General features: G+C 60.7%; 23 protein-coding genes. 3 read left to right on the top strand and 20 right to left on the bottom strand.

Annotated features, from left to right (window positions below; translation table 11 throughout):
- Positions 1–2: 2 nt before the first annotated feature.
- From EJD88_RS11300 to EJD88_RS11245, 12 genes are all read right to left on the bottom strand, one after another.
- Positions 3–1412 (bottom strand): circularly permuted type 2 ATP-grasp protein, encoded by a 1410-nt coding sequence (locus EJD88_RS11300; protein ID WP_158877970.1) that lies wholly within the window; start codon positions 1410–1412, stop codon positions 3–5.
- A gap of 455 nt (positions 1413–1867) precedes the next feature.
- Entirely contained in the window at positions 1868–2209 is a 342-nt protein-coding gene (locus tag EJD88_RS11295) for a ribonuclease E inhibitor RraB (RefSeq protein ID WP_015885395.1), read from the bottom strand.
- A gap of 216 nt (positions 2210–2425) precedes the next feature.
- Entirely contained in the window at positions 2426–2662 is a 237-nt protein-coding gene (locus tag EJD88_RS11290) for a hypothetical protein (protein ID WP_099582742.1), read from the bottom strand.
- Between the two features lie 103 nt (positions 2663–2765).
- Positions 2766–3371, bottom strand: coding sequence for an START domain-containing protein (locus EJD88_RS11285; RefSeq protein WP_158877969.1), 606 nt, complete (start codon positions 3369–3371; stop codon positions 2766–2768).
- Positions 3372–3412: 41 nt separating this feature from the next.
- Positions 3413–3667, bottom strand: a complete 255-nt coding sequence (locus EJD88_RS11280) for a YkgJ family cysteine cluster protein (protein ID WP_032887441.1) — start codon at positions 3665–3667, stop codon at positions 3413–3415.
- 162 nt (positions 3668–3829) lie between these two features.
- Positions 3830–4321: a translation initiation factor 2 gene (locus EJD88_RS11275; protein ID WP_158877968.1), complete on the bottom strand. Its 492-nt coding sequence runs from the start codon at positions 4319–4321 to the stop codon at positions 3830–3832.
- Between the two features lie 104 nt (positions 4322–4425).
- A complete protein-coding gene (locus tag EJD88_RS11270) occupies positions 4426–5865 on the bottom strand; it encodes a PLP-dependent aminotransferase family protein (RefSeq protein WP_158877967.1) in 1440 nt (479 codons plus the stop codon).
- Between the two features lie 160 nt (positions 5866–6025).
- Entirely contained in the window at positions 6026–6841 is an 816-nt protein-coding gene (locus tag EJD88_RS11265) for an OmpA family protein (protein ID WP_099582746.1), read from the bottom strand.
- Positions 6838–7200, bottom strand: a complete 363-nt coding sequence (locus EJD88_RS11260) for a DUF4398 domain-containing protein (RefSeq protein WP_158877966.1) — start codon at positions 7198–7200, stop codon at positions 6838–6840. The genes EJD88_RS11265 and EJD88_RS11260 overlap by 4 nt, the downstream gene beginning before the upstream one ends.
- Positions 7201–7209: 9 nt before the next feature.
- Positions 7210–8025 (bottom strand): ABC transporter substrate-binding protein, encoded by an 816-nt coding sequence (locus EJD88_RS11255; RefSeq protein ID WP_158877965.1) that lies wholly within the window; start codon positions 8023–8025, stop codon positions 7210–7212.
- 84 nt (positions 8026–8109) lie between these two features.
- Complete coding sequence (locus tag EJD88_RS11250; RefSeq protein ID WP_112196485.1) at positions 8110–9039, bottom strand: electron transfer flavoprotein subunit alpha/FixB family protein; 930 nt, start codon at positions 9037–9039, stop codon at positions 8110–8112.
- 2 nt (positions 9040–9041) lie between these two features.
- Entirely contained in the window at positions 9042–9791 is a 750-nt protein-coding gene (locus EJD88_RS11245) for an electron transfer flavoprotein subunit beta/FixA family protein (protein ID WP_099582750.1), read from the bottom strand.
- 506 nt (positions 9792–10297) lie between these two features.
- Between EJD88_RS11245 and EJD88_RS11240 the strand changes: the two genes are divergently transcribed.
- The gene (locus EJD88_RS11240) at positions 10298–11962 is read left to right on the top strand and encodes an electron transfer flavoprotein-ubiquinone oxidoreductase (RefSeq protein ID WP_099582751.1); all 1665 of its coding nucleotides are present in this window, start codon (positions 10298–10300) and stop codon (positions 11960–11962) included.
- A gap of 58 nt (positions 11963–12020) precedes the next feature.
- Here EJD88_RS11240 and glyA read toward each other — a convergent pair whose 3' ends face one another.
- From glyA to EJD88_RS11215, 5 genes are all read right to left on the bottom strand, one after another.
- Positions 12021–13259, bottom strand: coding sequence for a serine hydroxymethyltransferase (glyA, locus tag EJD88_RS11235; protein WP_158877964.1), 1239 nt, complete (start codon positions 13257–13259; stop codon positions 12021–12023).
- 10 nt (positions 13260–13269) lie between these two features.
- The gene (thrC, locus tag EJD88_RS11230) at positions 13270–14511 is read right to left on the bottom strand and encodes a threonine synthase (protein ID WP_158877963.1); all 1242 of its coding nucleotides are present in this window, start codon (positions 14509–14511) and stop codon (positions 13270–13272) included.
- Between the two features lie 95 nt (positions 14512–14606).
- Complete coding sequence (locus EJD88_RS11225; protein WP_112196487.1) at positions 14607–15038, bottom strand: Rid family detoxifying hydrolase; 432 nt, start codon at positions 15036–15038, stop codon at positions 14607–14609.
- 30 nt (positions 15039–15068) lie between these two features.
- A complete protein-coding gene (locus EJD88_RS11220; RefSeq protein ID WP_158877962.1) occupies positions 15069–16241 on the bottom strand; it encodes an FAD-binding oxidoreductase in 1173 nt (390 codons plus the stop codon).
- Complete coding sequence (locus tag EJD88_RS11215; protein ID WP_158877961.1) at positions 16238–17443, bottom strand: benzoate/H(+) symporter BenE family transporter; 1206 nt, start codon at positions 17441–17443, stop codon at positions 16238–16240. The genes EJD88_RS11220 and EJD88_RS11215 overlap by 4 nt, the downstream gene beginning before the upstream one ends.
- A gap of 348 nt (positions 17444–17791) precedes the next feature.
- Here EJD88_RS11215 and EJD88_RS11210 point away from each other — a divergent pair, with 348 nt between their 5' ends.
- The gene (locus EJD88_RS11210) at positions 17792–19183 is read left to right on the top strand and encodes a PLP-dependent aminotransferase family protein (protein WP_112196489.1); all 1392 of its coding nucleotides are present in this window, start codon (positions 17792–17794) and stop codon (positions 19181–19183) included.
- Here EJD88_RS11210 and EJD88_RS11205 read toward each other — a convergent pair.
- On the bottom strand, positions 19180–20073 hold the full coding sequence (locus tag EJD88_RS11205; RefSeq protein WP_099582758.1) for an AraC family transcriptional regulator: 894 nt from the start codon (positions 20071–20073) through the stop codon (positions 19180–19182). The two genes, EJD88_RS11210 and EJD88_RS11205, sit on opposite strands and share 4 nt — an antisense overlap.
- Positions 20074–20255: 182 nt before the next feature.
- Between EJD88_RS11205 and EJD88_RS11200 the strand changes: the two genes are divergently transcribed.
- A complete protein-coding gene (locus tag EJD88_RS11200) occupies positions 20256–21308 on the top strand; it encodes an NAD(P)-dependent alcohol dehydrogenase (RefSeq protein ID WP_099582759.1) in 1053 nt (350 codons plus the stop codon).
- Here EJD88_RS11200 and EJD88_RS11195 read toward each other — a convergent pair whose 3' ends face one another.
- Together EJD88_RS11195 and araH are read right to left on the bottom strand one after the other, a co-directional pair.
- Positions 21309–22112, bottom strand: coding sequence for an IclR family transcriptional regulator (locus EJD88_RS11195; protein WP_099582760.1), 804 nt, complete (start codon positions 22110–22112; stop codon positions 21309–21311).
- A 65-nt stretch (positions 22113–22177) separates the two neighbouring features.
- The coding region (araH, locus tag EJD88_RS11190) for an L-arabinose ABC transporter permease AraH (protein ID WP_158877960.1) at positions 22178–23052 on the bottom strand (875 nt) is incomplete at its 5' end.

Here is a 23052-nt window from a genome sequence, read left to right as displayed (position 1 = left end):
ATTCAGTCCTCAACCACCCAGGTGTCTTTGGTGCCGCCGCCCTGGGACGAGTTGACCACCAGCGAACCTTCGCGCAGCGCCACGCGGGTCAAGCCGCCGGGTACCACGCGGGTTTCTTTGCCGGACAATACAAACGGGCGCAGGTCGATATGGCGCGGGGCGATGCCGTTTTCGACAAAGGTCGGGCAGGTGGATAAACACAGGGTCGGCTGGGCGATATAGGCATGGGGCTTGGCCTTGATGCGCGCACGAAATGCTTCGATTTCCGCCGCCGTCGACGCAGGGCCGACCAGCATGCCGTAGCCGCCCGAGCCTTGGGTTTCCTTGACCACCAGGTCCGGCAGGTTAGCCAGCACGTGGGACAATTCGTCAGGCTTGCGGCACTGGAACGTAGGAACGTTCTTCAGGATGGGTTCTTCATCCAGGTAAAAACGGATCATCTCGGTGACGAAGGGGTACACCGACTTGTCATCCGCCACCCCAGTGCCGATGGCGTTGGCCAGCACCACGTTGCCGCAGCGATAGGCCGCCAGCAGGCCGGGCACACCGAGCATGGAGTCCGGGTTGAAGGCCAGCGGGTCGAGGAACGCGTCATCAAGACGGCGATAGATCACGTCTACCGCCTTGGGGCCGTCGGTGGTGCGCATGAAGACGCGGTCATCGCGCACGAACAGGTCGGCACCTTCTACCAGCTCTACGCCCATTTCCCGGGCGAGAAACGCATGTTCAAAGAACGCACTGTTGAAGCGCCCCGGCGTCAGCACCACCACGCTGGGGTTATCCAGTGGGCTGGAGCTTTTCAGGGTGTCGAGCAACAGGTTGGGGTAATGGTCGATGGGCGCAATGCGCTGGGCGGCGAACAGTTCGGGGAACAGGCGCATCATCATCTTGCGGTCTTCGAGCATGTAGCTGACGCCGCTCGGTGTGCGTAGGTTGTCCTCCAGCACGTAGTAGGTGCCGTCACCATCGCGTACGAGGTCGACTCCGGAGACGTGGGAATAAAGATCGCGGTGCAGGTCCAAGCCCTGCATCGCCAACTGATATTGCTCGTTGGCCAATACCTGTTCGGCCGGGATGATGCCGGCCTCGATGATGCGTTGTTCGTGGTACAGGTCGGCAAGGAACATGTTCAGCGCCTTGACCCGTTGAATGCAGCCGCGCTCGACAATTTGCCATTCACTGGCGGGGATACTGCGGGGAATGGTATCGAAGGGAATCAGGCGTTCGGTGCCCTGCTCGTCCCCATAGAGCGTGAACGTGATCCCGGCGCGGTGAAACAGCAAATCGGCTTCACGCCGGCGCTGGGCCAGCAGTTCTGCGGGGGTTTCGGCCAACCAGCGGGCGAACTCGCGGTAATGGGGGCGGACCTGCCCTGCCCCGTCGTACATTTCGTCGTAATAAGTGCGGATCATGCCGTACTCCTTGTCACCCGGACGCAAGAACCATCGCAAGGCCCGTGCCAGCGGCATAAACACTTAAAAAACAGTGAGTTAAATATAAGCGAACAGCTGACCGCACCGTCCTGGTGCGCGGAATGCCCGTCGCATTGCTGCACGCTTCATCGCAATGCAGGCTTTGCCTATCAACAGCATAGTCAGAGTTGATTTCACTGCCCGGCCAAGCCTGCGGATAATCGCCTCCATCAGCTGAACAGGATGTGTCCTACAGCTTTAACCCTTACGCACTCGGTACCGTGACAGCTCGTGTACCGACCGGCTCCTCGGTCTTCCCTTTCAGCCACCCACTTTGGGTGGCTTTTTTTTTGTGCACGAAAAGGCAGCTCAAGTTCCGGGAGTTTTCATACAGCGCACACAAAATCGGCCGACCCTAAGGTCAGCCGATACGCTGCGTTACTCATACAATCTCGCTACATGGGTAACCCACGCACCTCCTGCTTGACGCCCCATCCTTCGATAATCCCGCCCAACGGCTCGACCACCGCCTCAAAGTCTTGCTCGAAGTCTCCTATGCCGTCGTAGGTGGCGAACATGATTTTGCTCAGTTCCAGGTACCAGGCGCCATCATCGCGCGCACTGACCTGGGCATTCAGGGATTCTCCACGAAACTCACCCGCAGCCCTGCGCGCCCGTTCCTCATCCGGGAAAATGGCGTAGAACTCGATGGGGTGGAAACGTGAAAAGTCGAAGCCGCCTTCTTTCATGCGGCGCAGAACGTTGGTGCTGATGTCTTCTTGATAGGCTGTGCTCATGAAACGTCCTCCTCAAACCGATGGATAGACTTTCCGTGCTTCCCCAATCCGCGCCTGGCTGGCGCGGAATCTATGGCAATGAAACAAGTCACTGAGGGAAAACAAGCATGTAGCTGACAAGACCAGACCTTAGCGATTCATTCGCTGATCTCTCTTGCAGAGTAGCGCGAAGCTACCACCTCCACCAGAGGCGGTTGGATGGCATACAAGGAATATTCAGGCGGCGGGGGAAATGTCGAGGATCTGGATGCTGTTCTGGTCTTTCAGGATCTTGACCGTAGGCTCGGGCTGGCGGCCCTCAAGGTCATTGAGGTCGAGTTCGGCGGCGACGGGCACCAGCTTGCTGCGGATCATGTGCGCAGCATCTTCGAGGCTGGGCTTTTGTTCGCAGGTGAACTGCTCCACGGACGTTTCACCGTGATCATCAACGAAGGTAATTTGCCACGTTTGCATCGGTGCCTCCTCGATAAAGCCCGTGTGTGGGCTCACATCTATCTGGACCTTGAGGGATCGCCAAACGTTCCACTCAAGGTCACAGGCACCGGATCAACTGCGCTTACTTCTCGGCGTGATCCTTGAGGGCTTTCAAGGTGTTGAACGGCGCATCCACCACGAACTTGTTGGCCAGCCACGATGGCACGCTGCCGCCTGGCTCGGTGTGGACCTGATACGTAACTTCGGTCTGGTTGTCGCCTTTGGGCACCAGTTTCCATAAGCCTTCAACCTGGGCTACACGCACGTAGCCTTTTTCTTCCGGTTTGTACGTCGGTACGCCCTGCAAGGTGCGCGTTACGCTGCCATCTGCATTCTTGGTGGTGGTGACATGGATATACGAATCGCGATCGGTCACCGGGAACGGCGCCTTGAATTGAGTATAGGTCCAAGCCTCATCGCCTTTCTTGTCCACCAGCTTCTGGGATTTGCACTCGTGAATCCACGAACAGGCACCGGCCACATCTTCCTGCAGGGCCTGGATTTTGGCCACGGGTGCCTTGATCACCGTCACACCGCGATAGGCCTTGTACTTGGAGCCAGCGACTTCGCTTAACGACACCTTGATACCGTCTTCATCCTTGGCGACTTGCCAATCCTCAGCCTGCGCAGTAGCCGCGAACAACACCGTAAACCCGCACAGCACAGCCATTCGTTTCAGCGAACCCATTGTTGTATTCCTTATTGTTGACGTTGCGATAGTAAAGCCCATCAAGCCGCCGTCATCTGCTCCCACCAGCCGATCAACCGGATCGCATCGGCCTGGTCGGTGCCGCAGACATCGATATCCGCCTTGAAATCACTGCACACCGCCGGACGCTCCGGTTGGCCGAACAGTTGGCACAGCTGTTCGACCGATAGGTGCAGGCAGCGTTCGCCCGCCGGTTTGCCATGGGGCATTCCGGGTAACGGCGAACTGATGGAGGGGGCGATGCAGCATGCGCCACAGCCTTCACGGCAATTCATGACCAGCAGGTCCTCGACGACTCAATGGGGATGGCCGGGCTAGACTACGCCCTTAAACAGCCGTTTTAAAATGGTCTAACAGGGGTTTTTCGCACAAAACAAACATGACTGACCAGTCTGCGACAGATGGTCGGTGGCCTGCGTCACGTCTGTGGGAAAAGTTTACTGCTTGAACTCGAATTCCAGCGCAGCACCTTCCACGTCACGGCGTTCTTCGTTGCGCAGTTGCAGTTTCATCTCGTTACTGAGCAAACGGCCGTTGATCTGGAACGCACTGTTGTCGGTGGGCTTTTCGCCAAACATCGGCGGCAGCAACGGCACGCTCTGGGGCTTGGGCATCGTACCGAGGGGTTGCAGGTGCCTGACCATGTCCGATGGCAGTGTCAGGTCCAACTGTGCCGGTGGCAATTTGGTTTGCGCGACCTCTTGGGCCGACTTGGATTTCTTCGCCTTCGCGGCACGTTTTTTCGCCGTGGCGGTTTGCTTCTTGGTAGCGGCGGCTGGCTTGGCAGCGCTTGGCTTTTTCGCGGGAGTGTTCTGCTCGGTCGTGGCAGAAGGCTTGTTTTCAGTCACAGGTGCCGCCGCCAGCACTGTGCTGACGTTGCACAGGCTCAACAGGCCAATCACCAAAGCAGCGCGAACAATCGAGGTCATAGTGCCTACAGCATTAACGGCAGAGGGCCATATGCTCGCTTGTTGTGCGCGGCATGACAAGCCCGGTGATTAGCCCGCTATCGGAGTTGTCCCCTTTCTGCGCCTCAAAGTCCTGCTGCGGTTTCCTGACACAACTGGCTGGCCAACATCCCCAGCGTCATCAGCGCCCGCTCTGCCTCGCGGTTCCACGGCGTGCCGCAGTTAAGGCGAATACAGTGGTTGAACTGTTCGGTATTACTGAAGATCAACCCCGGCGCAATGCTGATGCCCTGCTGCAGGGCGCGCACGTGCAGTTCCTGGGTATTGACCCGGCCGGGCAAACTGACCCACAGGATAAAACCGCCGGTCGGACGGGTCATCTGGGTGCCTTCGGGGAAATACTGCTGCACCGCCAGTTGGAAGGCGCTGAGGTTCTTGCGGTATTCCTGGCGGATATAGCGCAGGTGCCGGTCGTAACCGCCGTTCTCCAGGTACGCCGCCACGCCCATCTGGGTGACGCTACACGCCGAATGGGTGCTGAACATTTGCAGGCGCTGGATTTCCTGCTGGTACTTGCCGGCGATCATCCAGCCGATGCGCACACCCGGCGACAACGTCTTGGAGAAGCTGGAGCAATAGATGACCCGGTCCAGGCGGTCGTAGGCCTTGAGGGCCTTGGTGCGACCGATTTCGAACATCAGCTCGCCGTAGATATCGTCCTCGACAATCTGAATGTCGAAATCCGAGGCCAGGCGCAGCAACTGTTTCTGCCGCTCCTCGGGCATGGTGCCACCCAATGGGTTGCTCAGGCGCGTGGTCAGCACCAGCGCCTTGATTGACCATTGGTTGGCTGCGAGTTGCAGGGCTTCCAGGCTCATGCCGGTGGACGGATCGCTGGGGATCTCAATGACTTTGAGACCCAGCAAGTCGGTCAGTTGCAACAAGCCGTAATACGTCGGTGATTCCGCTGCAATCAAATCGCCAGGGCGCGTCAGCACGCGCAAAGACATCTGCAAAGCATCGACGCAACCGTGGGTGATGACCACCTCGGACGGGTCCACCACAACGCCTGCATCACGCATGCGGATCGCCACTTGGCGGCGCAGCGGTTCAAACCCGGGGCTGAACATATAACTGAACGCGCGAGGGCTCTGGAACCGCGTGACCTTGGCCAGTTGCTGGTGCAGCGCGCGCACCGGCAAGTAGTCGACACTCGGCACGGCGGCACCCAGCGGGAACACACCTTCGCGGCGCGACTCGCCCAATACCTGCTGGATGATGCTGCTGCGCGTAACCAACCCCGGGCGCTCGACCCGTGCAATATCCGGCGTCGGCGCCGTGAGGGCCGGCGTCTGGTGCACGTAGTAACCGGACTGCGGCCGCGCCCGGATCAGCCCCTGGTCTTCCAGGTTGGCGTAAGCCTGCAAGACCGTGGCGTGGCTCACATTGAGCTGGGAGCTCATCTTGCGCACCGAAGGCACACGCTCACCCGGCTGATAGACACCGCGTCGGATGTCCTCAGCCAGTTGCTGGGCGATACGTTGGTAAAGCAACAGATTGGTCATGACGCAGCACTCGATTTCACGGGTATTTTATTTTTGTGTGAAACATACCGGCACAGTTTAGAAGTGTACGGGGACAGTTGCCACAATAGTCGAGCGCGCGTGGGAGTGACAGTAAAAACTGTAAGGGTGGCGGATAGAGTTTTCAGGGGTGTGCAGCGCTTTAGCGCGCGGCGCCCAGTTGGCCTTTCTCGTCAGAGAAGACTATTTCAACGCGACGATTCTGCGCCCTGCCCCGCTCGGAAGCATTGGCTTCCACCGGGTACTGGTCGCCATAGCCTTCTACCTGGATGCGTTTTTCATCGATCCCCAGGTCCACCAGCACATCGGCTACCGATTGCGCACGGTCGCGGGACAGTTTGAGGTTTTCCTGCTGGCCGCCGGTATTGTCCGCATAACCCTCGATGCGCACTACGCGCTTGGGGTTCAGTTGCAAGAACTGGACGATCTTCAGCACAGTGCGGTTGGCCGAGTTTTTCAGCTCTGCCTCGCCGGTATCGAACAGCACGTCGCCCAAGGTCATCACCAAACCGCGATCGGTCTGAGTGGTGGTCAGGCTGGCGATTTGCTCTTCAAGCCATTTGCCCTGTTGCTGCACGCTGATCAGCTTGCTTTCTCGCAGGGCCAATTGCAGGCGCTGGCGTTCCAGTTCGAGCTTGGCGGCGCGTTCTTCGTTGAGTGTCTGCTCAGTGTGCTCACGGGCGATGGCACTGTAGCGCTGGCTCAGGTAAGCGTAATGCACCACGTCTGCACCGCTGCCCCAGTAGCTGGACAAACGGTCGGCGCGAGCCAGGGACTCACCGGCACGAATCACGTCCTTGGGCGCGATGCGCAGCACGTTGGCGTCTTCCTTGACCTTCTGGAAATCGCTGCCGGCCTGTTGCAAGGCGTGCTCGCCATTCGGATGACTGGCGCAACCGCCCAAGACTGCACTGCCCAGCAACACAGCACAGCCCAACCCACGGATCATCCGGCTCATTGGGCTTCTCCCAACTGCAATTGCTTGCGCAGGCGCGTGATGCGGGTGTTAAGCACGTTAAGTTGCTCCTGGCTTTTGCGGGTCAGCACCTGGGCTTCGGCCAGGCGCGCGTCCAACTCGGCCTGCTCGGCCTGCATGCGCGCGTCCTTGTAGGACTCGTCGGCCATGTCGGCCTTGGCCTGGGCGAATTTGTCTTCGGCCAGTTTCAGTTCGGCGGATTCATCGGCGCTGGCGCCCACTGCATTGGCTTGCTCCAGGGCTTGCTGGGTAAGGCGAATCTGTTCATTCGGCGCAGGATCGGCCGCACATCCCGCCAGAGCGACAACGGCGAGGGCCGCTAAAAAAGGTCGAAGAGTCACTGAAAATCCCTACTTTGTTGGGGTGCCGACGGGTTGTTGCAATTGCGCTTTCCAACGCTCCAGATTGCGCTGCAGCGCGGCTTCCGTCACACCAGACCCGGGCAATTCTGTCATCTTTTTGGTGAGCTGTCCGCGTAACCAAGGATCATTGCAGGCCGAGTTGTGGGAAATCGCCAGGTACAGGCCCGGCTGGTCGACAGGCATATCACGGGCGATCAGGTCGTTGCTCATGCCCAGTGTCTGGGCCATGGCCATGCCGGAGTAACGTCCGGCCAGCACGTAGTCCACTTCCCCCAACAGCAGTTTCTGGAACGCCGGAGTCAACGTTGGCAGACGCTGCAAGGTCAGTTGCTCGCTGGCAAAGGTTTCAAATCCGGCACTCAAACGTGAACGTTCAGACACTGCACCCTTGTGCCCGTGCAGGTCGGCAGCCGTGGTGTAGACCAGTGCCGAATCCTTGCGCGTCCAGACCAGATAATCGGTCTGCACCAACGCCGGGTGGATGTAGTCAAGGTTGTCCAGCTCGCCAAGGTTCAGCGGCGTATCCGCGAGGATATCCATGCGACCGCTGCGCACCTCGTCCAGGGCCAGGGAGCGTTTGCCGCCATAGAGCAGGTCGATTTTCAACCCGAGGTCCTTGGCCACATATTGCAGCACGTCAGCGGTGGCGCCGATCAGGTGCGTGGGGTCTTGGGGGTCACGCCATAGCAACGGCGGTGCGTCAGGGCTGCCGGTGATGACCAGGCGCTCACATTTGCCGGCGGCCAGGGTCAGGCTCGGCAGCAACGACAGGCCCAGCAGCACGGCCCAAGGGCGCAGTTCCATGGCGATTTCTCCGATATTCACAAAAAGCCGGGCAAAAAAAAACCCGGTCACACGACCGGGCTCTTTATAAGTGAAGCGGCTGGATTAGACCAGCTTCTCCAACTCAGGTACGGCTTCGAACAAGTCCGCCACCAGGCCATAATCAGCCACCTGGAAGATCGGTGCTTCTTCGTCCTTGTTGATCGCAACGATCACTTTGGAATCTTTCATACCGGCCAAGTGCTGGATCGCGCCGGAGATACCGACGGCGATGTACAGCTGTGGCGCAACGATTTTGCCGGTCTGGCCGACCTGCATGTCGTTGGGTACGAAACCTGCGTCGACGGCAGCGCGGGAAGCGCCGACCGCAGCGCCCAGCTTGTCGGCCAGGGCGTACAGGTGCTTGAAGTTGTCACCGTTCTGCATGCCACGTCCGCCGGAAACGACGATCTTGGCAGCGGTCAGCTCAGGACGATCCGACTTGGCCAGCTCTTCGCCAACAAAGCTGGAGGTGCCAGCGTCGTGTGCAGCAGCGACGGCTTCAACGGCAGCCGAACCACCTTCAGCGGCAACCGGATCGAAACCGGTGGCGCGCACGGTGATGACTTTGATGGCAGCGGTCGATTGCACGGTGGCAATGGCGTTACCGGCATAGATCGGGCGCTTGAAGGTGTCGGCGCTTTCAACCGAAACGATCTCGGAGATCTGGTCAACGTCCAGCTGCGCGGCAACGCGTGGCAGGATGTTTTTGCCGTTGGAGGTGGCGGCGGCCAGGATGTGGCTGTAGCCAGCGCCGAGCTCTGCAACCAATGGCGCAACATTCTCCGGCAGCTGATGCGCGTAAGCGGCGTTGTCAGCGTTCAGGACTTTGCTCACACCAGCAATCTTCGCAGCGGCTTCAGCCACGGCGCCAGCGCCTTGGCCTGCAACCAGAACGTGGATGTCGCCGCCGATTTTGGCAGCAGCAGCCACGGTGTTCAGCGTGGCCGGGGCCAGCACTTTGTTGTCGTGTTCGGCGATTACCAAGATAGTCATGATCAGATTACCTTCGCTTCGTTTTTCAGTTTCTCGACCAGTTCAGCCACCGACTTAACCTTGATGCCCGCGCTGCGTGCAGCCGGCGCTTCGACTTTGACGGTCTTGTTGGTAGAGGCGGTGGAAACGCCCAAAGCGTCCGGAGTCAGCACTTCAAGAGGCTTCTTCTTGGCTTTCATGATGTTTGGCAGGGACGCGTAGCGCGGCTCGTTCAAACGCAGGTCGGTGGTGACGATGGCCGGCAGTTTCAGGGAAACCGTCTGTGCACCGCCGTCGATTTCGCGGGTCACGGCAACGCTGTCGCCGCTCACTTCCACTTTGGAAGCGAAGGTGCCCTGGCCGTAACCGGTCAGTGCAGCCAGCATCTGGCCAGTCTGGTTGTTGTCGCTGTCGATGGCTTGTTTGCCGAGGATCACCAGCGAAGGCTGTTCCTTGTCGACAACGGCCTTGAGCAACTTGGCCACGGCCAGGGAGGTCAGCTCTTCAGCGGACTCAACCAGCACGGCGCGGTCGGCGCCCAGTGCCAGAGCGGTACGCAGTTGCTCCTGGGCAGTGGTCGGGCCGATGGAAACCACGACGATTTCAGTCGCCACGCCTTTCTCTTTCAGGCGTACGGCTTCTTCCACGGCGATTTCACAGAAAGGGTTCATCGACATCTTGACGTTAGCAAGATCGACGCCGGAATTGTCCGCCTTGACGCGAACTTTCACGTTGTAATCGACAACGCGTTTGACAGCTACAAGAACCTTCATGGATTCCTCGTTACTCTCCGGTGAAAAGAAAGTCGCCTAGGCGAACCTGGCGGTTGATGCTCATCGGCACACAAGGGCACCTCCAAAAACCTGGACAAATGACCTTGCTCACGGGAAATGATGACCGTTCGTCAGTGGTGACTGAGAGGTCATTCTTTATCGCGGCGTGTAAACTGCGCGCCGGTGCTCGGGCGTGCGTCACCTGTTTCGCTTTTGGACGTGCTCTTGAAACCTGCTGTCTGCCTACGGTAAGCGCAAAACCGACCGTATATTGACCGGAACGCCTATTCTGGTCAATACGGCAAAATGGTCAGTCATAAGCCGCGTTGCTTTGATTTACCTAGCCTGCGGGCAATTCAAACAAACGTTTGTATTGGACGCTGACAGTGGTCTATATATAATGCGCCACCTAGAGAGAAAGGCGAGTCTTGCCGTTGCCGCAAGACGACACCGAACCTCCACCCATTAGAAAAAAAGCCTGTTGAGCCTTGAGTAGGAGATAGCCTGTGGAACGCGAATACATGGAATTCGACGTGGTCATCGTCGGCGCTGGCCCGGCTGGCCTGTCCGCCGCCTGCCGACTGAAGCAGAAGGCCGCCGAAGCCGGTAAGGAAATCAGCGTCTGCGTGGTCGAGAAAGGCTCCGAAGTCGGCGCACACATCCTCTCCGGTGCCGTGTTTGAACCGCGCGCCCTGAACGAACTGTTCCCGGACTGGAAAGCACTCGGCGCCCCGCTCAACACTCCCGTGGTGCGCGACGACATCTATGTACTGCGCAGCCCCGAAGCCTCCACCAAGGTGCCTGACTTCTTTGTGCCCAAGACCATGCACAACGAAGGCAACTACATCATCTCCCTCGGCAACCTGTGCCGCTGGCTTGCCCAGCAGGCCGAGAACCTGGGCGTGGAAGTCTACCCAGGCTTCGCCGCCCAGGAAGCGCTGTTCGACGAAAACGGCGTGGTGCGCGGGATCATCACCGGTGACCTCGGCGTCGACCGCGAAGGCAATCCCAAAGAAGGCGTCTACACCCCCGGTATGGAACTGCGTGGCAAGTACACGCTGTTCGCCGAAGGCTGCCGTGGCCATATCGGCAAGCAACTGATCCAGCGCTTCAACCTGGACAGCGACGCCGACGCACAGCACTACGGCATCGGCCTCAAGGAAATCTGGGAAATCGACCCGGCCAAGCACCAGCCAGGCCTGGTGGTCCACACCGCCGGTTGGCCGCTGGACATCATGAGCAACGAGAACACCGGCGGCTCCTTCCTTTATCACCTGGAAAACAACCAGGTGGTCGTGGGCCTGATCGTCGACCTGTCCTACAGCAACACCTTCCTGTCGCCGTTCGATGAGTTCCAGCGCCTCAAGCATCACCCGGTGCTGGCCCAGTACCTGGAAGGCGGCAAGCGCATCAGCTACGGCGCACGTGCGCTGGCCAAGGGCGGCATCAACTCGTTGCCGAAAATGGTCTTCAAGGGCGGCGCGCTGATCGGCTGCGACCTGGGCACCATGAACGTGGCCAAGATCAAAGGCAGCCACACCGCCATGAAGTCCGGCATGCTCGCCGCCGACGCCGTGGCCGAGCGCCTGTTCGCCGAGTCCGAAGGCGGTGACGAACTGACCAACTACGTCGACGGTTTCAAAGCCAGCTGGCTCTACGAAGAACTGTTCGCCACCCGTAACTTCGGCCCGGCGATGCACAAGTTCGGCCCGATCATCGGCGCCGGCTTCAACTGGTTCGACCAGAACATCCTCGGCGGCAAAATGCCGTTCACCCTGCACGACACCAAGCCGGACTACGCCTGCCTCAAGCTGGCCAAGGACAGCACGAAGATCGACTACCCGAAACCCGACGGCAAGCTGAGCTTCGACAAGCTGAGCTCGGTGTTCATCTCCGGTACCAACCACGAAGAAGAACAGCCGTGCCACTTGAAGCTCAAGGACCCGAGCATCCCGATCGGCACCAACCTGCCGCTCTACGATGAACCGGCGCAGCGCTACTGCCCGGCCGGTGTGTATGAAGTGATCACCAAGGAAGACGGCGAGAAACGCTTCCAGATCAACGCCCAGAACTGCGTGCACTGCAAGACCTGTGACATCAAGGACCCTTCGCAGAACATCACCTGGGTCACGCCGGAAGGCGCAGGTGGGCCGACTTACCCGAACATGTAAGACGGTTGCCAGAAACACAAAAAGCCAACGCCCCAGCGCGTTGGCTTTTTTGTTTGCGTCAGCTCAGCAGGTAAACCGGAAAGCATTCACACAGGTGCATCACCCGGCGCCGGGTATTCTCAAGCAGCGTCGGGTTGTTCGGTTGCGCCAACAGGTCGGCGATCAAATTCGCGACTTCCGCACACTCAGCCTCCCCAAAACCCCGCGTCGTCAGCGCCGGGGTGCCGATACGGATGCCGCTGGTGATCGCCGGTTTTTGTGGGTCGTTGGGGATCGCATTCTTGTTCAGCGTGATGTGCGCACTCTCCAGCAACGCCTCGGCATCCTTGCCGGTGATGTCCATCGCACGCAGGTCGAGCAGGAACATATGGCAATCGGTGCCCCCGGAGACCACGCGCAAACCACGGCGGGTGAGGATATCGGCCATGGTGCGGGCGTTAGCGATCACCCGTTGCTGGTAATGCTTGAACCCCTCGCTCAGCGCCTCGTTGAACGCCACGGCCTTGGCCGCGATGACATGCATCAGCGGCCCGCCCTGATAGACCGGGAAGATGGTCTTATCAAGCAGCGCCGCGTATTGCGCCTTGGCCAGGATCAGCCCACCCCGCGGGCCGCGCAGGGTTTTGTGGGTGGTCGAGGTGATGAAGTCGGCAATCCCCACCGGCGATGGGTACAGCCCCGCCGCGATCAAGCCTGCGTAGTGCGCCATGTCCACCATCAGGTAGGCGCCAACTTCATCGCATATCTTGCGAAAGCGCTGGAAATCGAGGGTGCGTGAATAGGCGGAGGCCCCGGCGATGATCATCTTCGGTTTGTGTTGCCGGGCCAGGGCTTCCATTTCGGCGTAGTCCAGGGTCTCGGTGTCCGGGTCCAGGCCGTAGGAAAACGCCTGGTAGAACTTGCCCGAAAAATTCACCGAGGCGCCATGAGTCAAGTGACCGCCGTGGGCCAGGGACATCCCCAGAATGGTGTCTCCAGGCTCCAGCACCGCAAGGAACACCGCCTGGTTGGCCTGAGACCCGGAATGCGGCTGAACGTTGACGTATTCGCAATTGAACAGCTTGCGGGCGCGTTCGATGGCCAGGTTTTCAATCTCGTCGACCACCTTGCAACCGCCGTAATAGCGCTTGCCCGGATAGCCCTCGGCGTACTTGTTGGTGAGCACCGAGCCCTGGGCCTGGAGCACTTCGTCGCTCACATAGTTTTCTGAAGCGATCAGCTCCAGGTGGGTTTCCTGGCGATTGCGTTCACGGTCGATCAGGCGGGCAACGGCGGGGTCGAAATTTTGCAGGCTCATGATGAGGTTCCTAGGTCAGCAGGTCGGCCAGGGGCTGGGATTGCAAGCGTGTCTGGCCCCTGGTCGAGTTGGAGAGAAAAATCGAGGTGTCTTTCAAACCGCTGCCGGTGATCAGGATCACGGCGGTCTGCGGGGTATCAGGGTGGGCTTCGGCGTACTTGAGCAGCCCGGCGAAGGCACTGGCGGCGCCGGCTTCGGGAAACACACCGGTGCTGGCGGCCAAGCGGGACGCCGCCGCGACAATGCTCGGGTCGCTGACGCACATGAACTCGCCGCCGCTGGCCGTGACGGCGCGCATGGCTTTGAGACGATCACGCGGCAAGGCCACATTGATGCTGCTGGCCAGGCTTGTCGGCGCAATGCGTTCTATCTGCTGCATCGGCCGCTCACTGCGCCAGGCCCGGTACATAAAGTTGCTGTGCTCGGCCTGCACGCCGATCAAGCGCGGGATGCGCTCGATCCAGCCCAGTTGCAGCAGGTCGAAGAACCCCTTGTAGACCGAACCGAGAATGCAGCCATTGCCGACCGGCACGAACACCAGGTCCGGCACCTGCCAATTGAGTTGCTCGCACATCTCGAAGGCGACGGTTTTCTTGCCTTCGCTCATGTAGGAGTTGATCCCGGTGGTGCGGTTGTACCAGCCGTGGGTTTCGCAGGCGTCGAGGCATTGGTCGAAGGCTTCGTCGTATTGGCCGTCCACCAACACAATCTCGGCGCCATAGCCTTGCATCTGCGCGAGCTTTTCGCGGGGTGCACTTTTTGGCAGGTAAATCACGTTATGCAGGCCCAGGCTCGCACTCATCCCGGCCAGGGCCGAGGCGGCGTTGCCGGTACTGGCCACCGCCACGGTGCGCGCGCCGGACTGCAAGGCATGGGCCACCGCCAGGGCGCTGGCGCGGTCTTTCAGCGAGCCGGTGGGTTGGCGGGATTCATCCTTGATAAAGACCTTGATCTGCGCGCCCCTGCCGAGCAGTTCCGGGCGCGAATAAAGCGGCGTGTTCCCCACCAGCAGCGGCGGAATGAACTGCGTCGAACGCAACGGCATCAGCCGGTCATAGCGCCACATGCCACGGGCGTGGGCTTGGGCCAGGCTGTCCTTGGACCATTCGCGCTTGAGCGTCGAGTAATCGTAAAGCGCATCGAGGGCACCTTCGGTTTTGCAATGGGGGCAGTAGTAACTGACCTCATGCGGCTGGTAGCTGCGATCGCAGACCAGGCACTGCAACACATATTCGCTGTACGAATGCTTCATGGCCAAGCCCCTGAAAATACGCGGTGCGGGTGCTTTTGCTGCCGACGTCGGCCCATTGCTGCGGACCGACGGGCACTGCACGCGGAGAGTGGGCTTCAGACCACCATGATGGCGTCGATGGCGACCAGGGTATTGCGCGCCAGGGCGCTGGCACCGGCGGTGGTGCGCGCCGGGTATGGCTGGGTGAAGTACTCCTCCATCACTCGGTTGAGGGTCGGGAACTCGCTCAAGTCCGTGATGAATGCGGTGACCTTGACCACGTTCGCCAGGGTACCGCCTGCGGCTTCGGCCATTTGTTGCAGATTGTCCAGGGTCTGACGCAATTGGCCTTCGAAGTCATGGGCCAGTACCTCGTTGTTCAGCGCCGAGACCGGGGTCTGTGCCGACAGGTAGATGGTTTGCCCGTGACTGACCTTGATCCCTTGGGAATACGTGCCCAGGGGCAGCGGCGCCTTGTCGGTGAAGATCACGTTTTCTTCGCCCAGGAAAGGCTTGGCGACGGACTGGAGTTGAGCGTTGGTCTGCATGGTGACGTTCCTTGTGAAGTGGGTGAAGGGTTAGTGCAAATCAGCAACCTGTTTGACGGCCAGGCTGGAAAACGCCTCGTCGCGGCAACGCGCCGGGGAGAAATGCTGGTAGTTGAGTTGCAGCGCCGCCAGGTCCGCCGGCATGGCGACCCCCAGTGCCGCGTGGCTGCACAACCGGGCGATGGCCGGCGCGGCTTGAATGCCATAGCCACCGAGGGCAGCGAGCCAGATAAAGCTCTCGTGCTGCGGGTCCTGGCCGAGCACCGGGGAGCGGTCGGCGACAAAAGTGCGCAGGCCCGCCCACTTGTTGATAATCGAGCGTGGCCGCAGGCGCGTGGTGCTTTGCAGACGGTCCATGGTGATCGCCAGGTCCAGCTCGACGGGCAGCGCATCACAGGGCAACGACGGGTTTTCATCGCAGGGCGAGACGATCAGGCGCCCGGCTTCCGGCTTGATGAAAATGTCTTCGTCCACGGTGCCCAGGTACGGCGTGCGGTGCACGTCGCACTGTGGGTCCACCGCCAGCACCGTGCGGCGCAGCGGCCGCACACCGACCTTGGGCACGCCGCAACGCTGGGCGAACTCATCAGCCCAGGCCCCGGCCGCATTGACCACGATCGCCGCCTCCAGCCGTTGGCCGTGCGCGGTGTGCAAGGTCCAGTGACCGTTGCGGTGTTCGCCGCGCAGCACTTCGGCTTCGCGCTTGACCACACCGCCGCGAGCCCGCAGGCCGCCGAGGTAGGCGCCATGAATGCCGTGCACATCCAAATCGAACGCGCTGGGCTCATAGATGCCGGCGCTCCAGGCGCCTTCGGCCAGGTAGGGCACCAGTTCGAGCACCTGTTTGTCGTCGAGGAATCTCGCCGTGGGCACTTGCCCGAGTACGGCGGTAAACCGGGCGGCCAGTTTGTCCACTCGCGCTGCTTGCGCCACGATCAACGCACCCCGTGGCGACCACAGCGGGTGTTCGGCCAGGCCTTCGGGCGGGTTCTCGAAAAAGCCTCGGGAAGCGCAGGTCAGCGAGCGGATCTGCTGGTTGCCGTAGCTTTCCATCGAGATCGCCGCCGAGCGGCCGGTGGTGTGATAGGCCAGTTGCTGCTCCTGCTCCAGCAGGCAAACGCTGCCGTGGGCCGCCAGCTCATACGCCGCAGAAACGCCAGCGATGCCGCCGCCCACCACAATGAAATCGTAACGTGCGGTCATGGTCGGCTGCCCTGCGCCATCGCGACGGCCTTGCTTTCGCGGCTGTAGGTCAGCACGAAGTGGGCGACGAGACCGAAGATCAAGCCCCAGAACGCAGCAGCCAGGCCGAGGAAACTCATGCCCGAGGCGGTGACCAGGAAGGTGATCAACGCGGCTTCCCGTTGCTTCTCATCGGCCATCGCGCCGGTCAGCCCGGCGCTGATAGCACCGAACAGTGCCAGCCCGGCGAGGGACGCAATCAGCTCTTTAGGCAAGGCGGAAAACACCGAGGCCAGGGTTGCGCCGAAGGTGCCCATGAGGATGTAGAACACCCCGCAGGCGATCCCGGCGATGTAGCGCTTGTCGCGATCTTCGTGGGCTTCACGGCCGGTGCAGATGGCGGCGGTGATCGCGGCCAGGTTGAAGCCGTGGGAGCCGAACGGCGCCATCAGCACCGAACCAATGGCTGTCACCGAAATGATCGAGCGCGCCGGGGTGTTGTAGCCCGAGGTGCGCAACACGGCCATGCCTGGCACGTACTGCCCGGTCAGCGTCACCAGCGCCAGCGGCAGGCCGATGTTGATAATGGCGTGCCAGCTCCACTCTGGCGCGATAAACACCGGGTGCGCCACGGCAATGGTGATTGCACCGCTGTTCAATTCACCAAACGACGCGGCGACGGCGCAGCCGACAATCAGCACCGACAGAATCGCGTAGCGCGGCGAGAGACGTTTGAAGATCAGGTACGCCGCAATCATCGCCAGCACCAACGCGGGTTGCAGCTTGATCGAGGTGAACAGCTCGGCGCCGAAGCGGAACAGGATGCCCGCAAGCATGGCGGCGGCGATGGCCTTGGGCAGACGACTCATCAACTTGTCGAAGGCGCCGGACAAGCCCACCACGGCAATGATCACCGAGGCGACCACATACGCGCCGATGGCTTGTGGCAGCGTGACCGTCGGCAGCATCGACACCAGCAATGCCGCACCGGGTGTGGACCACGCGGTAATCACCGGAACCCGCAGGCGCCAACTGAGAAACAGGCCGGTGATGCCGCTGCCGATGGAAATCGCCCAGATCCACGAAGACACCACGTCATTGGGCAGGTGCGCTTCCTTGGCCGCCTGGAACACGATGATCAACGGGCCGGCATAAGAAATGATCACGGCAATAAAGCCCGCGATGACGGCTGACAGGGATAGATCCTTTCTGAGTGTGTCCATGATGTCTCGACTTGGCGCGGCGGTGCCGGCGGTGAACGGGGGAAGATTGAGTCGATTGCTTCGATTCGAGATGAGTGTATTTGAAGAAATTGAGTTGATTCAATAGGCGACAAGGTTGTTACGAGATGTTTTTTTGCCATTGACGCCGGTTTTTCTGCGATCAAGCAGGTAATAGATTGATTTATAAGGTGATTAAAAAACCAAAAAATATCTGAACCTGGCGATCAACATCGATTCAATCACGGCATCAATCGACTCAATTTATCGATTGTGTCGATTTATTAGTTGCCTAACCTCCCTGTGATATGCTCGGATATTCATCATTTCTACGATGGGCAGTGATCATTCATGTGGGTTCCCCAGCTAAGCGAATTCGGCCAGCCGATGTATTTGTCGATTGCCGATGCGTTGGCACGCGATATCGGCAACGGTGTATTGAACGAAGGCGATCGCCTGCCGACCCTGCGGGAGCTGGCCACGACCCTGAATGTCACGCCGGGCACCATCAGCCGCGCGTACAGCGAAGCCCAGCGCCGTCGCCTGGTGCAGGGTGAAGTGGGGCGCGGGACGTATGTGCTCAATCAGAAGCAACTGGAGTTGCCGGCGAGTAACAGCGCGTCGATGCCGTTGAACCTGGGGCAGTCCGAACTGCTCGACCTGTCGATCATCAAGCCCTACAGCGAAACCCTGGAATACTGGCTGCGCGACGCGCTGGTGGGCATGGCCAAGAGCACCGATTTCGCCCGTGCCCTGGACTACGCCCCGGATGGCGGCCATCCGGCGCATCGCGAGGCGGGTGCACAGTGGTTGCGGCATTCATTGCCCGACGCGCAGTGGCAGCAGGTGATCATCACCGCCGGCGCCCAGCACGGTTTGATGGTGGCAATGAGCGCCCTGACCAACGCCGGCGACCTGGTGCTCTGCGAAGCACTTTGCTACCCCGGCATCATCTCCCTGGCCCATGGCCTGGAGCGCCGCCTGCGGGGCGTGCCGATGGATGACGAAGGCATCATTCCCGAAGCATTGCGCGAGCTGTGCCAGCGCGAAAAACCCGCGATGCTGGTGTGCGTGGCAACCTGCCAGAACCCGACGGCGGCGATCATGTCGCAAAAGCGCCGGGCGCAAATTGCGGCGCTGGCCGAAGAGTTCGACTTCATCATCCTCGACGACGACATCTATGGTTTTCTCGCCACCGATCCGTCCATCAAACCGCTGTCGGCGTTTGCCCCGGACCGTTCGGTGTACCTGACCAGCCTGTCGAAGTCGGTGATGCCGGCGCTGCGTATCGGCTACCTGTACAGCCCGCCAAAACTGCTGTCACGCCTGACCTCGATGGTCCGCAGCAGTGTGTGGATGCCATCGCCACTGACGGCGCAACTGGCCAGCAATGTCGTCACCGAAGGCCTGGACAAAAAACTGATCCGCATCCAGCGCAACGAAGCCGCCGGACGCCAGGCGATTGCCCAGGAGATCTTCGCCAATTACGAACTCAAGACCCAGCCGTATTCCTACCATGTGTGGTTGACGCTGCCCGAGCCCTGGACCGCTGACGAATTCACCATGCTGGCGCGGGCCAATGGGGTGCTGGTGCTCAGTGGCACACAGTTCCAGGCCGAACGTTCCGGGGTGACGCGCAGTGTGCGGCTGGTACTGATGTCGCCCACCAGCCAGGACGAGTTGCGTTTCGCCCTGACCAAATTGGCCAGCCTGATCGATTCCGACCCGCGACGTTACTACTAGGCTGCGCGCTCCTCCCCTGGATTGCGCTCGAAGTAGCGCTTGTACTCGCGGCTGAACTGCGACGTGCTCTGATAGCCCACATTGTGCGCTGCCTGGGCCACGCCCATGCCTTCGACCAGCAGCAATTGCTGGGCCTTGAGCAGGCGCAGGCGCTTGAGGTACTGCACCGGCGACAGCAAGGTGCAGCGCTTGAAGTGCTCGTGAAAGGTCGACGCACTCATGTGCGCATACCCGGCCAACGTCTCGATATTCAGCGGTTCGGCGAAATGGGCATGCAGGTGATTCAGTGAAGTGGCGATCCGCGAGAACTGCCCCTGCTGCTCCACCAGCGCACGCAGCACATCCGCCTGCGGCCCGCGCAGCGCGGTGAACAACAACTCGCGCACCCGCGCCGGGCCCATGATCCGGCTTTCCAGCGGATCGTGCAGGCACTGCAACAGCCGCTCGACGCAACCGCGCATGGCGTCATCGAGTATCACCGAACTCATCGACTCCAGGGTTTGCGCGGTCGGCGGCGGCCCGGCCTGCATGCCCATGGCCATCACCAATTCCCCCAGCACCACACGGTCGATCCCCACCGACACCCCCAACAGCGGCGCGCCAGGCGCCATGGCGAATGTCTCGCACTCAAACGGCACCGGCATCGCCTGGATCAGGTAATGCCCGGCGCCATACTCCAGGGTCCGCGGCCCCAGGTACGCGAGTTTGCTGCCCTGGGCCACGAACATCAGGCTTGGCTCATAGATCTGCGGCCCACGTGCCACGTCACAACTGGCGCGCAGCACCTTCACACCGGGCAGGTGGGTCGGGGAAAAACCGTCACAGGGCGTAAGCCCCTCAATCAGGGAAACCAGCGTGGCGTTGGCGTCGAGATGGCGGGTCAACAACATGGCAAAAAACTTCGCGAAAAAGGGATGTGAACATCATCGCAGGTCTGGCGACACATAAATCCAAACAAGGGGCACTCCCGGACGAATAGGCATGAGACTCGGAGCAATCGCCATGGCTGCCCCGAGGGTCGATGGGGAGAATGGCCCGCCTCACTTGTCACTGCTTTTTGCGAGGTTTCATCATGTACACCGCCATCGGTTATGCCGCCCAGTCGGCCACCACTCCCCTCGCCCCCATGTCGTTTGAACGCCGCAGCCCGCGCGCCGATGACGTGGCGATCGAGATTATGTACTGCGGCGTCTGCCACTCCGACATCCACCAGGCACGCAACGAATGGGGCATTGCCGTGTACCCACTGATGCCGGGCCACGAGATTGTCGGCAAGGTCACTGCCGTCGGCGCCAGCGTCACCGCGCATAAAGTCGGCGACCTGGTCGGCGTGGGCTGCATGGTCGATTCGTGCCGTCACTGTGAAGCGTGCCAATCGGACCTGGAGCAGTACTGCCTCGAAGGCCCGACCATGACCTACGCCACCCCGGACCGCGTGGACGGCAGCAACACCATGGGCGGCTATTCGGACAGCATCGTGGTCAGCGAGCACTTTGTGGTGAAGATCCCGGCCAAGCTCGACCTGGCCAGCGCCGCGCCGATTCTGTGCGCCGGCATCACCACTTACTCGCCGCTCAAGCACTACGGCGTAAAAGCCGGCGATAAAGTCGGGATTCTGGGCATGGGTGGCCTGGGTCACATGGGCATCAAGTTCGCCAAGGCCATGGGCGCAGAAGTCACGCTGTTCACCCGCTCGGCGAGCAAAGCTGAAGAAGGCCGTCGCCAGGGCGCCGATCATGTGATCGTGTCCACCGACGCCGAGCAGATGAAAGCCGCTGCCGGGCACTTCGATTTCCTGCTGGACACCATCCCGGTACAGCACGACCTCAACCCCTACCTCGACGTGCTGCGCTTTGATGGCGTGCACATCCTGGTCGGTTTGATCGAGCCGGTAGACCCGCCGGTGAACGCCGCCAAACTGGTGCTCGGCCGTAAGGTACTGGCCGGCTCGCTGATCGGTGGCATTGCCGAAACCCAGGAAGTCCTGGATTTCTGCGCCGAGCATGGCATCACCTGCGACATCGAAATGCTCGACATCCGCCAGATCAACGAGGCCTACGCCCGCATGATCGCCGGTGATGTGAAGTACCGCTTTGTCATCGACATGGCGACCCTGAAGGCCTGATCAGGCCTTCGCGCCCAACTCCGCTGACAGCCGCGCTGCGACCTGTTTGATCACAGGGATCAGCTCGGCCATTTTCTCCAGCGGCATGTAGGGCACGGTACTGGCGATGCTGATGCCGGCGACGATTCGTCGGCTGGCATCGCGCACCGGTGCCGCGACGCAACGGATCGACGGTTCGTTGTCTTCCAGATCGAACGCATACCCGCCCACCACGTATTCATGCATGCGCTGCTCGAACTGTGCCCAGGATTGTTCCGGGTGCTGCGGCCACTGCAGGTTTTTTCCGCCCGCCGGCAGGCTGGTTTCGTACAAGCGTTGCCACTCTTGCACCGTGTCATCCAGCAGCATCGCCTTGCCCACGCCCGTGCGCGCCAACGGCATGCGATGGCCGACCCGCGAGCGCATTTCCGGGCCGTTACGGCCAGGGTTCTTGTGCAGGTACAGCACGTCGTCGTATTCGCGAATCGCCAGGTGGATGGTGTCGCCGGTCAGTGCCGACAGCTCGTCCAGGTACGGCACCGCCAGGCTCACCAACGGCAGCTCTTCACGGGCCTGGAACCCCAGCTCGATCAACTTCGGCCCCAGCAGGTAACCGACTTGCGGCACCACGCGCAGATAACGCTCGTCCACCAGGCAACTGGCCAGGCGATGGGTGGTGCTGCGGGTGGTGCCGATGCGCTTGGCGATCTCTTTCAGATCCCGTGCTCCGGCCGCCACTGCCTGCACCACGCCAAGGCCACGCAGCAGGGTCTGGGTGCCGGTGGGGGCGGTGTCTTTGCTCGGGCTGTCGGGAGGTTGTTGCATATCAGGCCTATAAGTAAAAAAGCGCGGGCATTATGGCAAAAACCTCAATGCAGTGGAGATCCAAATCAGCGTTGTTTCATGCGGTCGATGACGACGGCCAGCAGCAGGATCGAGCCGCGAATTACGTACTGGTAAAACGTGTCGATGTTCTTCAGGTTCATCGCGTTTTCGATGATCGCCAAAATCAGCACCCCCGCAATCACATGCCGGATCATGCCGATCCCGCCGCTCAATGACACCCCGCCCAGCACACATGCCGAGATCACGGTCAGTTCAAAACCCTGGCCGATCATGGGCTGGCCCGAGGTCATGCGCGAGGCGAGGATTACCCCGGCCAGTGCGCCGATCAAGCCGTGGACGGCGAAGATCAGGATCTTGGTGCGATCAACGTTCACCCCGGCCAATAGCGCTGCTTCCGGGTTGCCGCCGATGGCCATGGTGTTGCGCCCGTAGGTGGTGTAGTTGAGCAGCCAACCGAAAAACACGAAGCACACGATGGTGATCAGGATCGGCACCGGCACGCCGAACCACTGGCCGTTGCCAAACACAAAGAACTGCTCCTGGGACACGCCGACCGCCTTGCCGTCGGCAAAGATGTAGGCCAGGCCGCGCACGATCTGCATGGTGGCCAAGGTGGTGATCAGCGCGTTGACCCGCAGCTTGGCGATGACGATGCCGTTGATCAGCCCGACGATCAGGCCCATCAGCAATGCGGCGCCGATGCCGAGCATCACGCTCTCGGTGTCGCGCATGACGATAGCTGCGACCACGCCTGCGCAGGCAATCACCGAGCCCACCGACAAGTCAAAGTGACCCGACGCCAGGCAGAACAGCATGGTGCAGGCGGCGATGCCGACGGTGGAAATCGCCAGGCCCAGGCCGCGCATGTTCAGCGGCGAGAGGAAGTTGTCGATCAGCAAGGCGCACAGCACAAAGATGC

The organism is Pseudomonas sp. PB105, assembly GCF_009764655.1.
Lineage (GTDB): Bacteria > Pseudomonadota > Gammaproteobacteria > Pseudomonadales > Pseudomonadaceae > Aquipseudomonas > Aquipseudomonas cyclaminis.
Note: the sequence above shows the minus strand (reverse complement) of the source record. Positions and strands in the feature narration are given on the sequence as shown.

Bases quoted from the DNA above. Each gene is read 5' to 3' on its own strand.
- EJD88_RS11300 (WP_158877970.1), bottom strand. From the start codon at position 1,412: ATGATCCGCACTTATTACGACGAAATGTACGACGGGGCAGGGCAGGTC.
- EJD88_RS11285 (WP_158877969.1), bottom strand. From the start codon at position 3,371: ATGGGTTCGCTGAAACGAATGGCTGTGCTGTGCGGGTTTACGGTGTTG.
- EJD88_RS11255 (WP_158877965.1), bottom strand. From the start codon at position 8,025: ATGGAACTGCGCCCTTGGGCCGTGCTGCTGGGCCTGTCGTTGCTGCCG.
- EJD88_RS11195 (WP_099582760.1), bottom strand. From the start codon at position 22,112: ATGCAACAACCTCCCGACAGCCCGAGCAAAGACACCGCCCCCACCGGC.
- EJD88_RS11280 (WP_032887441.1), bottom strand. From the start codon at position 3,667: ATGAATTGCCGTGAAGGCTGTGGCGCATGCTGCATCGCCCCCTCCATC.
- EJD88_RS11225 (WP_112196487.1), bottom strand. From the start codon at position 15,038: ATGCAGACCAACGCTCAACTCCAGTCCGTCGCCAAGCCTTTCCTGGGC.
- EJD88_RS11290 (WP_099582742.1), bottom strand. From the start codon at position 2,662: ATGCAAACGTGGCAAATTACCTTCGTTGATGATCACGGTGAAACGTCC.
- EJD88_RS11245 (WP_099582750.1), bottom strand. From the start codon at position 9,791: ATGAAGGTTCTTGTAGCTGTCAAACGCGTTGTCGATTACAACGTGAAA.
- thrC (WP_158877963.1), bottom strand. From the start codon at position 14,511: ATGAAGCATTCGTACAGCGAATATGTGTTGCAGTGCCTGGTCTGCGAT.
- EJD88_RS11270 (WP_158877967.1), bottom strand. From the start codon at position 5,865: ATGACCAATCTGTTGCTTTACCAACGTATCGCCCAGCAACTGGCTGAG.
- EJD88_RS11210 (WP_112196489.1), top strand. From the start codon at position 17,792: ATGTGGGTTCCCCAGCTAAGCGAATTCGGCCAGCCGATGTATTTGTCG.
- EJD88_RS11215 (WP_158877961.1), bottom strand. From the start codon at position 17,443: ATGGACACACTCAGAAAGGATCTATCCCTGTCAGCCGTCATCGCGGGC.
- EJD88_RS11250 (WP_112196485.1), bottom strand. From the start codon at position 9,039: ATGACTATCTTGGTAATCGCCGAACACGACAACAAAGTGCTGGCCCCG.
- EJD88_RS11205 (WP_099582758.1), bottom strand. From the start codon at position 20,073: ATGTTGTTGACCCGCCATCTCGACGCCAACGCCACGCTGGTTTCCCTG.
- EJD88_RS11275 (WP_158877968.1), bottom strand. From the start codon at position 4,321: ATGACCTCGATTGTTCGCGCTGCTTTGGTGATTGGCCTGTTGAGCCTG.
- EJD88_RS11200 (WP_099582759.1), top strand. From the start codon at position 20,256: ATGTACACCGCCATCGGTTATGCCGCCCAGTCGGCCACCACTCCCCTC.
- glyA (WP_158877964.1), bottom strand. From the start codon at position 13,259: ATGAGCCTGCAAAATTTCGACCCCGCCGTTGCCCGCCTGATCGACCGT.
- EJD88_RS11220 (WP_158877962.1), bottom strand. From the start codon at position 16,241: ATGACCGCACGTTACGATTTCATTGTGGTGGGCGGCGGCATCGCTGGC.
- EJD88_RS11295 (WP_015885395.1), bottom strand. From the start codon at position 2,209: ATGAGCACAGCCTATCAAGAAGACATCAGCACCAACGTTCTGCGCCGC.
- EJD88_RS11265 (WP_099582746.1), bottom strand. From the start codon at position 6,841: ATGAGCCGGATGATCCGTGGGTTGGGCTGTGCTGTGTTGCTGGGCAGT.